Origin of the sequence: Noviherbaspirillum sedimenti (genome assembly GCF_003590835.1) — a bacterium.
GTDB lineage: Bacteria > Pseudomonadota > Gammaproteobacteria > Burkholderiales > Burkholderiaceae_D > Paucimonas > Paucimonas sedimenti.
In genome coordinates this window covers 2,328,910-2,341,828 of the sequence record NZ_QYUQ01000002.1, presented here as the reverse complement: position 1 = coordinate 2,341,828, position 12,919 = coordinate 2,328,910, and the positions used below count along the sequence as shown (strand labels likewise).

At 62.0% G+C, this 12,919-nt stretch carries 12 protein-coding genes; 3 read left to right on the top strand and 9 right to left on the bottom strand.

The features are described from left to right. The 7 genes from rng to D3878_RS10810 all read right to left on the bottom strand — a co-directional run bounded on the left by rng (nt 1) and on the right by D3878_RS10810 (nt 6,437). Nucleotides 1–1,461 carry a ribonuclease G gene (gene rng / locus D3878_RS10840; protein WP_119785475.1) on the bottom strand — a complete coding sequence of 487 codons (1,461 nt, stop codon included), beginning with the start codon at nt 1,459–1,461 and terminating at the stop codon, nt 1–3. A gap of 19 nt (nt 1,462–1,480) precedes the next feature. Then, nucleotides 1,481–2,116, bottom strand: coding sequence for a Maf family protein (locus tag D3878_RS10835; protein ID WP_119787835.1), 636 nt, complete (start codon nt 2,114–2,116; stop codon nt 1,481–1,483). Between the two features lie 44 nt (nt 2,117–2,160). Beyond that, nucleotides 2,161–2,631 (bottom strand): 23S rRNA (pseudouridine(1915)-N(3))-methyltransferase RlmH, encoded by a 471-nt coding sequence (gene rlmH, locus D3878_RS10830; protein WP_119785474.1) that lies wholly within the window; start codon nt 2,629–2,631, stop codon nt 2,161–2,163. A 19-nt stretch (nt 2,632–2,650) separates the two neighbouring features. After that, on the bottom strand, nt 2,651–3,394 hold the full coding sequence (gene rsfS / locus D3878_RS10825; RefSeq protein WP_119785473.1) for a ribosome silencing factor: 744 nt from the start codon (nt 3,392–3,394) through the stop codon (nt 2,651–2,653). Nucleotides 3,395–3,509: 115 nt separating this feature from the next. After that, entirely contained in the window at nt 3,510–4,421 is a 912-nt protein-coding gene (gene hemF / locus D3878_RS10820) for an oxygen-dependent coproporphyrinogen oxidase (RefSeq protein ID WP_119785472.1), read from the bottom strand. 17 nt (nt 4,422–4,438) lie between these two features. Then, on the bottom strand, nt 4,439–5,707 hold the full coding sequence (gene purD, locus D3878_RS10815) for a phosphoribosylamine--glycine ligase (protein WP_119785471.1): 1,269 nt from the start codon (nt 5,705–5,707) through the stop codon (nt 4,439–4,441). A 4-nt stretch (nt 5,708–5,711) separates the two neighbouring features. Next, on the bottom strand, nt 5,712–6,437 hold the full coding sequence (locus D3878_RS10810) for a YebC/PmpR family DNA-binding transcriptional regulator (RefSeq protein WP_119785470.1): 726 nt from the start codon (nt 6,435–6,437) through the stop codon (nt 5,712–5,714). 256 nt (nt 6,438–6,693) lie between these two features. Between D3878_RS10810 and D3878_RS10805 the strand changes: the two genes are divergently transcribed. Continuing rightward, nucleotides 6,694–7,608: a DMT family transporter gene (locus D3878_RS10805; protein ID WP_119785469.1), complete on the top strand. Its 915-nt coding sequence runs from the start codon at nt 6,694–6,696 to the stop codon at nt 7,606–7,608. 57 nt (nt 7,609–7,665) lie between these two features. Next, on the top strand, nt 7,666–8,640 hold the full coding sequence (locus D3878_RS10800) for a quinone oxidoreductase family protein (RefSeq protein ID WP_119785468.1): 975 nt from the start codon (nt 7,666–7,668) through the stop codon (nt 8,638–8,640). Nucleotides 8,641–9,016: 376 nt separating this feature from the next. Here the strand turns inward: D3878_RS10800 and D3878_RS10795 are convergent, their stop codons facing one another. Both D3878_RS10795 and D3878_RS10790 read right to left on the bottom strand, forming a co-directional pair. Further along, entirely contained in the window at nt 9,017–9,673 is a 657-nt protein-coding gene (locus D3878_RS10795; RefSeq protein ID WP_119785467.1) for a DUF4136 domain-containing protein, read from the bottom strand. 107 nt (nt 9,674–9,780) lie between these two features. Beyond that, a complete protein-coding gene (locus D3878_RS10790; protein WP_119785466.1) occupies nt 9,781–10,122 on the bottom strand; it encodes a hypothetical protein in 342 nt (113 codons plus the stop codon). 62 nt (nt 10,123–10,184) lie between these two features. On the opposite strand from D3878_RS10790, the gene pepN reads away from it, so the two are divergent. Then, nucleotides 10,185–12,911, top strand: a complete 2,727-nt coding sequence (gene pepN, locus D3878_RS10785) for an aminopeptidase N (protein ID WP_119785465.1) — start codon at nt 10,185–10,187, stop codon at nt 12,909–12,911. The last annotated feature ends 8 nt before the right edge of the window (nt 12,912–12,919 follow it).

Here is a 12,919-nt window from a genome sequence, read left to right as displayed (position 1 = left end):
TTACATTAGGATGATGTCGTACTGTTCCTGGTGGAACTGCGACTCGACCTGCAGCGAGATTGGCTTGCCGATGAAGTCGCCCAGCATCGCCATGTGCTGCGATTCTTCTTCGAGGAACATGTCCACCACTACTTGTGAGGCGAGGATGCGGAATTCGCGCGGGTTGAACTGGCGCGCTTCGCGCAGCAGTTCGCGCAGGATTTCATAGCAGATGGTGCGGGGGGTCTTGACTTGGCCCTTGCCGGCGCAGGCCGGGCAGGGTTCGCACAGGATATGCGCGAGCGATTCGCGGGTGCGCTTCCTGGTCATTTCCACCAGGCCCAGGGCGGAGAAACCCGAGACGGAAATCTTGGTGCGGTCGCGCGCCAGCGCCTTGTGCAGTTCGGCCAGCACGGCGGTCTTGTGCTCGGCGTTTTCCATGTCGATGAAATCGAGGATGATGATGCCGCCGAGGTTTCGCAGCCTGAGCTGGCGGGCGATGGCGTGCGCCGCTTCCAGGTTGGTCTTGAAGATGGTGTCGTCGAAGTTGCGGCCGGTGACGTAGCTGCCGGTGTTGACGTCGATGGTGGTCATCGCTTCGGTCTGGTCGACGATCAGGTAGCCGCCGGATTTCAGGTCGACCCGGCGCCCCAGCGCCCGCTGGATTTCTTCTTCCACGCCGTACAGTTCGAATACCGGGCGCTCGCCGGTATAGTGCATCAGGCGCGGCAGTACCGAGGGCGTGTAGGTGCCGGCGAACTGCTGCAGCATCAGGAAGTTTTCGCGCGAATCGACCTGGATGCTGGAGGTGTCGTCGTTGACGAAGTCGCGCAGCACCCGTTGCGCCAGGTTCAGGTCCTGGTACAGCAGCGTCGGCGCCGGCTGCGTCTTGGCGCGGGCGCTGAGGTTGGACCAGGTCTTGCGCAGGTAATCGACATCCATCTGCAGGTCGGCTTCGGAGGCGTCCTCGGCCATGGTGCGGATGATGAATCCGCCTTTTTCTTCGGGCGGCAGCAGGCGCTGCACGCGTTGCTTGAGCAGCTCGCGTCCGGCTTCGTTTTCGATGCGCTGGGAGATGCCGATGTGCGGATCCTGCGGCAGGTAGACCAGCATGCGCCCGGCGATCGAGATTTGCGTGGACAGGCGCGCGCCCTTGGTGCCGATCGGGTCCTTGACCACCTGCACCATCAGCGCCTGGCCGTCGAATAGCAATTTTTCGATGGGCGTGAGGGTGCCGCTGCCTTCGCGCGAGCGGGCTTCCCAGATATCGGCCACGTGCAGGAAGGCGGCGCGTTCCAGGCCGATGTCGATGAAGGCCGATTGCATACCGGGCAAGACGCGCACCACCTTGCCGAGGTAGATATTGCCAGCCATGCCGCGCGACAGGGTGCGCTCGATGTGCAATTCCTGCACGCTGCCTTGCAGGATCAGCGCGACCCGGGTTTCCTGCGGGGTGATGTTGACGAGAAGGTCTTCGCTCATGGAAAGGTTCAGTGGCCGCTCAGTGGCTATTGACGCCAAGAATGCGCACGCCAGCCTGGCGCAGCAACTGGGTCGTTTCGAACAGGGGCAAGCCCATGATGCCGGAATGGCTGCCCGCGATTTCCTCGATGAAAACTGCCGCCATGCCCTGGATGCCGTAGCCGCCGGCCTTGTCGTAGGGCTCGGTGCTCATGCAATAGGCATGGATCGCAGTTTCATTCAGGGCGGTGAAACGCACGGCCGAGCGTTGCGTGACTTGCCAGGTGTCGTCGTGATGACGCACGGCGATGCTGGTCAGGACCTCATGGGTACGCCCCGAGAGCAGGCGCAGCATCTCGGCCGCTTCGGCGTAGCCGGCCGGCTTGCCGAGAATGCGGCCATCGACCACCACCGTGGTGTCGGCCGCCAGCACCGGGCGAATTGGCAATTTGCGCCAGAGCATGGTGTGGTGCGCGCACTCGGCCTTTTCCAGCGTCACGCGGGCGACATAGGCATCGGCGGCTTCATCCGGCAGGACTTCTTCGCTGACTTCCGGCCCGCGCGGCGTCTGGTCGCGCAGCAGCAATAATTCGAATTCCACCCCGATCTGGCGCAGTAGCTCGCGTCTGCGGGCGCTCTTGGAGGCGAGGTAGATTTTCTGGTCGCTTTGTTTCATGCCCTGCTTGGTCAAATGTCTTTTTTACGTGCCAGTTGGTTTGACTATACCCGGTGATAGGGGTGATTTTGCGTGATCGACCACGCGCGGTAAAGCTGTTCTGCCAGGAGTACCCGCACCATGCCATGCGGCAGGGTCAGGCTGGAAATGCGTACCAGCAGATCGGCGCCAGCCTTGAATTGCGCATCCAGGCCGTCCGCGCCGCCGACGACGAATGTAACATCCCGGCCATCTTGTTGCCACTCTGTCAGATATTTGGAAAGTTGTACAGTAGTAATGTCCTTGCCGCGCTCATCCAGCGCGATGATGCGCGCGCCTTTCGGGATGGCCGCCTCGATGCGGGTGCGTTCCTGCGCCATGACAGTCTCGGCGGTCCTGCCGCCGGCACGGTCGGCCGGCTTGATTTCCTTGAGGAGCAGGCGGCATTCAGGCGGCATGCGCTTGGCATATTCGGCAAAGCCGGTTTCGATCCAGACCGGCATCTTGTGGCCGACCGCGGCGATGATCAACTGCATGCCTGGCGCTTATCGCTTATCAGGCTTTTTTTGCCGGTGACTTCTTCGGCGGTGCCTTGCGGGTGGCGACCTTCACCTTGACGACGTTGTCGGCTGCAGATTTGCCGGCAGTTTTGGCTGCCGTCTTGCGCGGCGCGGCGGTCTTCGTTGCGGCGGTTTTGCTCGCAGTGGTTTTGGTGGCGGTCCGGGGGGACTTCGCCGCAGTCTTGCTGGCTGTTTTCGCTGCTGTTTTCGTCGCCGTCTTCGTCGCAGTCTTCGTTGCCGTTTTGGCAGCGCCGGTGGCGGTCTTGCGTGCCGGGGCCTTTTTCGGCGCTTCTGCGACGTCGATCTCGGGCTGGCTGGTCGTCAGATGGCGGCCGCGCTTCTTGGCGGGCGCTTCCTCTTCGTCCGGCTCAGAGGCGGTGCGTTGCGAGACGCGCTTGGCGGCGCCCATCTTGACTTCCGTCACGCCCCAGATTTCTTCCAGGCGGTAATAGTCGCGGATGGCCGGTTGCATGATGTGCACGATCATGTCGCCCAGGTCGACCAGCACCCATTCACCGGTGTCCTCGCCTTCCATGCTGACGAGCGTGCCGCCGTTTGCCTTGACCTTGTCGCGTACCGAGGCGGCCAGCGCCTTGGTTTGCCGGTTGGAGGTGCCGGAGGCAATCGCCACGCGGTCGAACAGGCTGGTCAGCTTGGTGGTGTCGTAGACACGGATGTCTTGGGCCTTGACGTCTGAGAGGGCGTCAACGACGAGGGCTTGTAGTTTTTTGATATCCATGCGGGGCTTGGTTCCGGTAGAGATGATGTTGTTAGGCGTAGTTTAACACTGCCGGCGGCGACGGCACCGCCGGCAAGCGCTTATTGCTTGTTATTGCCTAAAGGCAGCAGGTGCTTCAGACCCACTCGCGGTGGATCAGGAAATTGGAATACAGTTGCGCTTCGGCGCTGCCGGCAGCCGGGCTCCAGTTGTAGCGCCACTTCACAACGGGCGGCAGCGACATCAGGATCGATTCGGTGCGGCCGCCCGATTGCAGGCCGAAATGGGTGCCGCGGTCGAACACCAGGTTGAATTCGACATAGCGGCCGCGCCGGTACGCCTGGAAATCGCGCTCGCGCTCGCCGTAGGGGGTGTCCTTGCGACGGCTGAGGATGGGGACGTACGCCGTCAAGAAAGCGTCGCCGACGCTTTGCGTCATGGCGAAGCTTTGTTCGAAGCCGAGGGCATTGAAATCGTCGTAAAAAATGCCGCCGACGCCACGCGGTTCATTGCGGTGCTTGAGGAAGAAATAGTCGTCGCACCATTGCTTGAAGCGCGGGTGCAGGTCGCCGCGAAACGGCGTCAGGGCATCCTTGCAGGTCTGGTGGAAGTGGCGGGCATCTTCCTCGAAGCCGTAATAGGGCGTGAGATCCATGCCGCCGCCGAACCACCATACCGGTTCCTGGCCTTCGGCGATGGCGATAAAGAAGCGCACATTCATGTGCACCGTCGGCGCATACGGGTTGCGCGGGTGCAGCACCAGCGACACGCCCATGGCTTCCCAATTGCGCCCGGCGATTTCCGGCCGGTTGGCGGCTGCGGACGGCGGCAGGTTCTTGCCCATCACATGGGAAAAGCCGACGCCGCCGCGCTCGAAGACATTGCCTTCCTCGATGATGCGCGAAATGCCGCCGCCGCCTTCGGCGCGCTCCCAACTGTCGGTGAGGAAGGGCTTGCCGTCGATGGCTTCCAGGCCGCCGACGATACGGCTCTGCAGTTCGAGCAGCCAGGCTTTGACGGGGGCGGTGTTCATGTTGGTCGCTGTCATGCTTATTGCTGTCATGCCTAGCGCTTGATCGCGCGCCAGCCGATGTCGTGGCGGTATTGCATGCCGCTGAACTGGATTTTTTCCACGGTCTGGTAAGCCTGGCGCTGCGCCATCTTGACGCTGTCGCCCAGGCCGACCACGCACAATACCCGGCCGCCCGATGTCACCAGGTGGCCGTCAGCGCTGGTGGTGCCGGCATGGAAAGTCACGCAATCGCTTGTCTCGGCGGGGATGCCGTGGATGGCGTCGCCCTTGCGCGGCGCTTCCGGGTAGCCGGCGGCGGCCATCACCACGCCCAGCGCGGTGCGGCGGTCCCATTCCAGTTCGATCTGGTCGAGCGTGCCGGCGACGGCGTGTTCGAGCACGGTGAGGTAATCGGTCTTCAGGCGCGCCATGATCGGCTGGGTTTCCGGGTCGCCCATGCGGCAGTTGAATTCCAGCGTCTTGGGGTTGCCATCCTTGTCGATCATCAGGCCGGCATACAGGAAGCCGGAAAACGGGATGCCGTCGCGGGCCATGCCCTGCACGGTCGGCTGAATGATTTCGCGCATGACCCGCGCGTGCAGCGCGGGCGTGACGATCGGCGCCGGCGAATAGGCGCCCATGCCGCCGGTATTGGGGCCCTGGTCGTCATCCAGCAGGCGCTTGTGGTCCTGGCTGGTGGCCATCGGCAGGATGTTGTGGCCGTCGACCATGACGATGAAGCTGGCTTCCTCGCCATCGAGGAATTCCTCGATCACCACGCGGGCACCGGCGTCGCCAAGCTTGTTATCCGACAGCATGGCATCGATGGCGGCATGCGCCTCGTCCAGGCTCATCGCCACGACGACGCCCTTGCCGGCGGCCAGGCCGTCGGCCTTGATGACGATCGGCGCGCCCTTGCGATTGACATAGTCGTGCGCGGCAGCAGCGTCGGCGAAGGTCTGGTATTCCGCAGTGGGAATGCCGTGGCGCTGCATGAAGGACTTGGCGAAATCCTTGGAGCTTTCCAGTTGCGCGGCTTCTTTGGTGGGGCCGAAGATTTTCAGGCCGAGGTCGCGGAAGATGTTGACGATGCCGGCAGCCAGCGGGGTTTCCGGGCCGACCAGGGTGAGGCCGATGCCTTCCTTGATGGCGAATTGCGCCAGCCACGCCGGATCGGTGATCGCCACGTTTTGCAGGCGCGAATCGAGTTCGGTGCCGCCATTGCCGGGCGCGACATAGACCACCTGGATGCGCGGCGATTGTGCGATTTTCCAGGCCAGCGCGTGTTCGCGGCCGCCGGAACCAACTACCAGTACTTTCATGTTCTTATTCCTCGATTACGGCGTTGCTATAGACGTCCTGGACGTCGTCCAGGTTTTCCAGCGCATCCAGCAGTTTCTGCATTTTTTCGGCATCTTCGCCGGTGAATCCGGTTTCGGTGGCCGGTTTCATCGTGACTTCGGCCATCTCGGCCTTGAAGCCGGCCTTTTCCAGTGCATCCTTGACTGCGGAAAAATCGTGCGGCGGGCACAGCACTTCGATGCCGCCTTCGTCGTCGGTCAGGACGTCCTCGGCGCCGGCTTCGAGCGCCGCTTCCATCAGGGCGTCTTCATTGGTGCCGGGGGCAAAGAAGAACTGGCCGCAATGCTTGAACAGGAAAGCTACCGAGCCTTCCGTGCCCATGTTGCCGCCGAACTTGGAAAAGGCGTGGCGTACTTCGGCCACGGTGCGCACGCGGTTGTCGGTCAGGCAATCGACGATGATGGCGGCGCCGTTGATGCCATAGCCTTCATAGCGGATTTCTTCGTAGTTGACGCCTTCCAGGCCGCCGGTGCCGCGCTGGATGGCGCGAGTGACGTTATCCTTGGGCATGTTGGCGTCGGCCGCCTTGTCCACCGCCAGGCGCAGGCGCGGGTTGGCATTGATGTCGCCGCCACCCATGCGCGCGGCCACCGTGATTTCCTTGATCAGCCGGGTCCAGATCTTGCCACGCTTGGCGTCGGTTGCCGCCTTCTTATGCTTGATGTTGGCCCATTTGCTATGTCCTGCCATGACGACTCTTTCCCGTAAGCGTTTGCAAGTATCTGTTTGTGAAGGGAAAAACGGGGGTTTTTCGATCCGGCCTGGGCGACCGCAGACACCAAAATGAGTGCGGATTTTACCATACCGGCACCGTCCCAAAGCGACCCTGCGCAAGGTCCATGCCCACCGGGCGAACTGGCGGCGACGGCAGGCAGATGGCCGGCAGACAGTAGGCAGATAGTAAGCGCGCGTGGCAAGGAAGCTGCGGAAAGCCTACAATCCGTGCATGTCTGCAAGTTTTCCCTCTCAAGCGCCGGCGCGTCGCGCGTTTCTGGCCGGCCTGGCGATCGCGGTCCTGGGCGCGGTCTTTTTCTCCGCCAAGGCGATCGTCGCCAAACTGATTTACCGTTACCACGTCGATGCGGTTACCCTGATCGCCTTCCGCATGCTGTTTTCCCTGCCATTCTTTGCCGCCATCGCGCTCTGGCAGGCCGGCACGGCAGCGCCGCTGTCGCGTGTCGAACGGGGCAAGATCGTGCTGCTCGGGCTGATCGGCTACTACCTGTCGAGCTTTCTCGATTTCCTTGGTCTGCAATACATCAGCGCCGGCCTCGAGCGCTTGATCCTGTTCCTGTCGCCATCCTTCGTCCTGCTGATTTCCTTCGCCTTCCTGAAAAGGAAGGTCGCGCGGCTGGAGTGGCTGGCCTTGATGGTTTCCTATGGCGGCACGGCGCTGGTATTCCTGCACGATGTGCGCGCCGGCGGCGGCAATATCGCCCTGGGCGGTAGCCTGGTGCTGGCCAGCGCGATGAGCTATGCGCTGTACCTGCTGCTGTCGGGGGAGCTGGTGCGCAAGGTCGGCACCCTGCGCCTGGTGGCCTATGCCATGTGCGTCTCCAGCGCGGCGTGTATCGTGCAGTTTTTCCTGCTGCGGCCGGCCGCCATGCTGGTGCAGCCTGTCGAGGTGTATGGCCTGTCGCTGGTCAATGCCGTATTTTGCACGGTGCTGCCGGTCTACCTGACCATGCTGGCGGTGGAAAAGATCGGCGCGGCCAGCGCTTCCCAGGCCGGCATGGTCGGGCCGGTATCGAACCTGTTCCTGGCGGCGCTGATCCTGGGCGAGCCGGTGACGTCGATCCAGCTGGCGGGCACGGCGCTGGTCTTGTGCGGGATGTACCTGTTGTCGCGCAAGAAGGTTTGAGCAGGCTTACAATCACGTCATCCCACATCGATCATCCATTTACCAGGCGAGGCGCGCATGTCTAAAGCAATCAGAATTTCCCGGGTCGGCGGCCCGGAAGTCATGGAATATGTCGAGGTCGACGTTGGCGCGCCCGGGCCGGGCGAGGTGCGGGTGCGGCATGCCGCCATCGGTTTGAATTACATTGATGTGTATTACCGCAACGGCGCCTATCCGCAACCCTTGCCGGCGGGGCTGGGCATGGAAGCGGCTGGAGTGGTCGAGGCGGTCGGCGCGGATGTGACGCACCTGCAGCCCGGCGACCATGTAGCCTATGCGGCGCGCCCGCCGGGGGCCTATGCCGAGGAGCGCGTGATGCCAGCCGCGCAGGTGGTGCGGCTGCCGGCGGCGATCGATTTCGATACCGGCGCGGCGATGATGCTGCAGGGCCTGACGGTGCAATACCTGTTCCGTCGCACCTATCCCTTGCGTGGCGGCGAAACCATTCTGTTCCATGCGGCTGCCGGCGGCGTCGGCCTGATCGCCTGTCAGTGGGCGCGGGCGCTGGGCGTGACCATGATCGGCACGGTCGGCTCGGATGAAAAAGCCGCGCTGGCCAGGGCGCATGGTTGCGCCCATGTGATCAACTACAACAAGGAAAATTTCGTCGAACGGGTGCGCGAGATCACCGGCGGCGCTGGCGTGCCGGTGGTGTACGACTCGATCGGCAAGGATACCTTTACGGGATCGCTGGATTGCCTGGCGCCGCTGGGCATGCTGGTCAGCTTCGGCGCCGCCTCCGGCCCGGTGCCGCCGTTTTCTCTGCAGGAACTGGCCTCGCGCGGTTCGCTGTATGTGACCCGGCCGACCTTGTTTACCCATATCGCCAGGCGGGATGACCTGGAGCAGATGGCGGCCGAACTGTTTCTCATGGTGGGAAGCGGCAAGATCAAAATCCCGGTCAACCAGCGTTACGCCCTCAAGGATGCGGCGCAGGCGCACCGCGACCTCGAAGCCCGCAAGACCACTGGCTCGACCATCTTGCTGCCTTGATTGCTTAATTGGGGTCAGAGTTCAATTTCCCGGAGTCTCTTCATGTAATTGGGTGTAATTGGGGTCGGAGTGCAATTTCCAGGATCTTTTGAAAATTTGTTTCTGACTTGAATTTGCCGCCGCGATTTGCCAGAAATTCCGGCTTTATAAAATTAACTCTGACCCCATTTTTTTGATTTACCTCGACTGCAATTCACGGCTGGTTTGCCAAGAATTCTTGATTTTGAAAAATTTGACTCTGACCCCAATTTTTTATGCACTCTGACCCCAAATTGACTGAGCCCAAAGATGATTTGCCGAAGTTCGGGCGCTTGCTGCTTGTGCTGGTCGCCGCGGTGCTGCTGGTGGTGGCGATTACCGTCGCTTCCGAGGCTTATTATTCCTGAGGGGCTTTCGTCTTGGCTTCCTTGAACTCGAGTTCGACCTGACGTGGCACGCCGCTCTTGCCGGGGAAATCGGCAAAGGCGCTTTTGACCATGTAAGGCATGGCCGCCGCCAGCGACGCGGTCTTGCCTTCGCTGATAACGGTGACGTCGTACAGTTTCTTGCCATCGCTGACGCGCGTGATGCCGACCTGCAGCTGGCGCCGGTACAGGCGGTAATTCGATTCCTGATAGCTGACTACCGGCGGTGAATACCAGAACGGGTCATAGAAGGGATCGTAATAGCGGTAGGGCCAGCGCGGACCGTAGTAGGGTGCGCCCCAGCCGGAATTGACTACGACCGGCTCCACTATCCGTACGTCGCGCTCATTGACCTGGTAAGCCAGACCGATTTTCAGGGCGGCTTTCCCGGCCGCGGCGGGGTCGGTAAAGCCCAGGCGCAACAGTTCGTCGCGCACCAGGTTTTCATAGTTGCGGTATTCCAGGTCATTGTCTTGCGCGCGGCTGCGCTCGAAGACAAAGGATTGGTCAGGCAGTTGCGCCGGCCATTCGTGGAAGGCCGTCACCTCGCTGCGCAGGGTGGGGGCGGCGCAGCCGCCGAGCAGCAGCGCCAGTGCTGCCAGCAGGATCAGGGGCAAACCGCGTTTCATTGCATGCTCCGGTTAATTCAATGACATCCTGAATAATAGTTGCACCGCCAGGAAAAACAGTAAAAAATTGTAAGCGTGACGATCCGGACTGCGTTCTTGCTTACCCTTTAACGCGGGCTCTCGAAGAAAATGTAGTTGCTGCCAAAATCGCTGATTTCAAAGTACACCTTCTTTTCGCCAGAGTCGGCCACCATGTTCTGGTTTTCATCCAGGATGCCATAACCATAACGGTAAGAACGCGGCCGGGCATCGTCTGTTCCCATGGCGGTGGAAATCTTGTCGATGTGCAGGAAGCGCCGCGCCAGCTTGTCGCCGGCATAGAATTCCAGCACGCCATTGGTGCCGGTCCAGTTCTGCACCGAGCGGCTGATCTGGTTTTGTTGCTCTTGGGTACAGGATACGAGTCCAAGCATGAGGCAAAGCAGGGCGGCCGCTGATACAAATTTCATGATTCTCTCTTGGGATTGGTAAAATCCTATTTTGCGCCTTTCTTTTGCAGGACTCCACCTTGATGCGTACCGATACCCCTCCGACGATCTATCGCCAGCAATATGCCGCTCCCGCTTACCGGGTCGAACAGGTCGAGATGGGTTTCGATCTGGATCCTGAAGATACCCGGGTTGCCACCCGCAGTACCCTGGTGCGCAACCCGGACAGCCCGGAAGGCGACCTGGTGCTGCACGGCCACGAATTGCGGCTGGTGCAGATTCGCATGAATGGCAAGGTCTTGTCGCCCGGGCAATATCAGCTGGATGGCGACACCCTGCGCATTGCCGGCGCGCCGCACCGCGTCACCCTGGACATTGAAACCGCCCTGCAGCCCGGCCGCAATACCTCGCTGATGGGCTTGTATGTTTCCAGCGGCAATTTCTTTACCCAGTGCGAAGCCGAGGGCTTCCGCAAGATCACCTATTTCCCGGACCGGCCGGATGTGATGGCGAAATACACCGTGATGCTGCGCGCCGACAAGGCGCGCTATCCGGTCTTGCTTGGCAATGGCAACCTGGTCGAGCAAGGGGATCTGGGTGATGGCCGCCACTATGCCCTGTGGGAAGACCCTTTCAAGAAGCCGTCCTACCTGTTTGCCCTGGTGGCCGGCAACCTGGTGTGCCAGGAAGAAGCCTTCCAGCTCAAGTCCGGCCGCGAAGTCCTGCTGCAGGTGTGGGTCGAGCACGGCAACCTCGACAAGACCCAGCACGCTATGGATTCGCTCAAGAACAGTATCCGTTGGGACGAGGAGCGCTTCAATCTGGAACTGGACCTGGATCGCTTCATGATCGTGGCGGTGGGCGACTTCAACATGGGCGCCATGGAAAACAAGGGCCTGAACATTTTCAACACCAAGTATGTGCTGGCCAACCCGCGCATCGCCACCGATATCGATTACGCCAATATCGAAGCGGTGGTCGGCCACGAATATTTCCACAACTGGACCGGCAACCGCGTCACCTGCCGCGACTGGTTCCAGTTGTCGCTGAAGGAAGGCCTGACGGTATTTCGCGACCAGGAATTTTCCGCCGACATGATCGGCAGCGCTTCGGGACGCGCCGTCAAGCGCATCGAGGATGTGCGCGTGCTGCGCCAGACCCAGTTCCCGGAAGATGCCGGCCCGATGGCGCACCCGGTGCGCCCGGACTCCTACATCGAGATCAATAATTTCTACACCGTGACCGTGTATGAAAAGGGCGCCGAAGTGGTGCGCATGTACCAGACCCTGCTGGGGCGCGACGGCTTTAACCGCGGCATGGCATTGTATTTCCAGCGGCACGACGGCCAGGCTGTGACCTGCGACGATTTCCGCTCCGCCATGGCCGACGCCAACCGCCGCGACCTGTCGCAATTCGAGCGCTGGTACAGCCAGGCCGGCACGCCGCATGTCTCGGCTACCGGTGAATACGATGCGCAAGCCCGCACCTATACCCTGACGCTGGCGCAAACCTGCAAGCCGACGCCCGGCCAGGAACAGAAGCTGCCTTTCCATATTCCGGTGGCGGTCGGCCTGCTCGACGCCGGCGGCCACGACATGCCGCTGGTGCAAACCCCGGGTGCGGTGGCGGCCGATGCGCAGACCACTGCGGTTCTCGAACTGACTGAAGCGCACCAGAGCTTCGTGTTCCACCAGGTGGGCGAGTACCCGGTGCCTTCGCTGTTGCGCAATTTCTCGGCGCCGGTGGTGCTCTCCCATGACTACACCGATGCCGAGCTGGCCTTCCTGATGGAGCATGACAGCGACCCCTTCAACCGCTGGGAAGGCGGCCAGCGGCTGGCCACGCGCCGCCTGCTGGTGCTGGTCGACAAGCTGCTGCTGACCGATTCGGCGGCGCAGACCTTCGATGGCGACGCTGCCGACGCGGCCGCTGCCATGGCCGCAAGCGCCGGCGCCCCGGTCGCCGAGCAGTCCGCGCTGGTGAGTGCACTGCGCAGTACCTTGCGCCACACCGGGCTTGATCCGGAGTTTCGCGAGGTGGCGCTGACGCTGCCTTCGGAAACCATGCTGTCCGAACAGATGGACGTGATCCATCCGCACGCCATCCACCGCGCGCGCCAGGCGTTGAGGCGCGTCCTGGCCGAACAGTTGCGGGAAGACCTGGAGGCGGCTTACCACGACAACCAGACTCCCGGCCCCTACAGCCCGGATGCGCAGTCGGCCGGCAAGCGCGGCCTGAAGAACCTGGCCTTGTCCTACCTGTCCGAGCTCGACGATGAGCGCACGCATGCGTTGATACAGACACAGTACGACCACGCCGGCAACATGACCGACCGCATGGCGGCGCTCACCGCCCTGGTCAACAGCAGCGCGCCCGGCCGCCAGGCAAGCCTGGAGCATTTCTACCGCGACTTCGAACACGAAGCCCTGGTGATCGACAAATGGTTCACCCTGCAGGCCACCGAGCGCAGCACCGATGTCGCCGCGGTGCGCGCACTGGCGCGCCATCCGGCCTTCACCCTGAAAAATCCCAACCGCGTGCGCAGCCTGGTGCTGGCTTTCTGTAGCAGCAACCCGGCGCAATTCCATGCCGCCGACGGCAGCGGCTATGCCTTCTGGGCCGAGCACGTGATTGCCCTGAACGCCATCAACCCGCAGGTCGCCGCGCGCCTGGCGCGCGCCCTCGACCGCTGGCGCAAGTATGCGCCGCCGCTGCGCGAAAAGATGCGCGCCGCCCTGCAGCGGGTCGCAGACACCCCGGCACTGTCGGGTGACGTGCTTGAAGTTATCTCGAAATCCCTCGCCAACTAAAGAAACAC

Coding starts and splice junctions, on each gene's coding strand:
- rng (WP_119785475.1), bottom strand. CDS start 1,461: ATGAGCGAAGACCTTCTCGTCAACATCACCCCGCAGGAAACCCGGGTC.
- D3878_RS10835 (WP_119787835.1), bottom strand. CDS start 2,116: ATGAAACAAAGCGACCAGAAAATCTACCTCGCCTCCAAGAGCGCCCGC.
- rlmH (WP_119785474.1), bottom strand. CDS start 2,631: ATGCAGTTGATCATCGCCGCGGTCGGCCACAAGATGCCGGTCTGGATC.
- rsfS (WP_119785473.1), bottom strand. CDS start 3,394: ATGGATATCAAAAAACTACAAGCCCTCGTCGTTGACGCCCTCTCAGAC.
- hemF (WP_119785472.1), bottom strand. CDS start 4,421: ATGACAGCGACCAACATGAACACCGCCCCCGTCAAAGCCTGGCTGCTC.
- purD (WP_119785471.1), bottom strand. CDS start 5,707: ATGAAAGTACTGGTAGTTGGTTCCGGCGGCCGCGAACACGCGCTGGCC.
- D3878_RS10810 (WP_119785470.1), bottom strand. CDS start 6,437: ATGGCAGGACATAGCAAATGGGCCAACATCAAGCATAAGAAGGCGGCA.
- D3878_RS10805 (WP_119785469.1), top strand. CDS start 6,694: ATGTCTGCAAGTTTTCCCTCTCAAGCGCCGGCGCGTCGCGCGTTTCTG.
- D3878_RS10800 (WP_119785468.1), top strand. CDS start 7,666: ATGTCTAAAGCAATCAGAATTTCCCGGGTCGGCGGCCCGGAAGTCATG.
- D3878_RS10795 (WP_119785467.1), bottom strand. CDS start 9,673: ATGAAACGCGGTTTGCCCCTGATCCTGCTGGCAGCACTGGCGCTGCTG.
- D3878_RS10790 (WP_119785466.1), bottom strand. CDS start 10,122: ATGAAATTTGTATCAGCGGCCGCCCTGCTTTGCCTCATGCTTGGACTC.
- pepN (WP_119785465.1), top strand. CDS start 10,185: ATGCGTACCGATACCCCTCCGACGATCTATCGCCAGCAATATGCCGCT.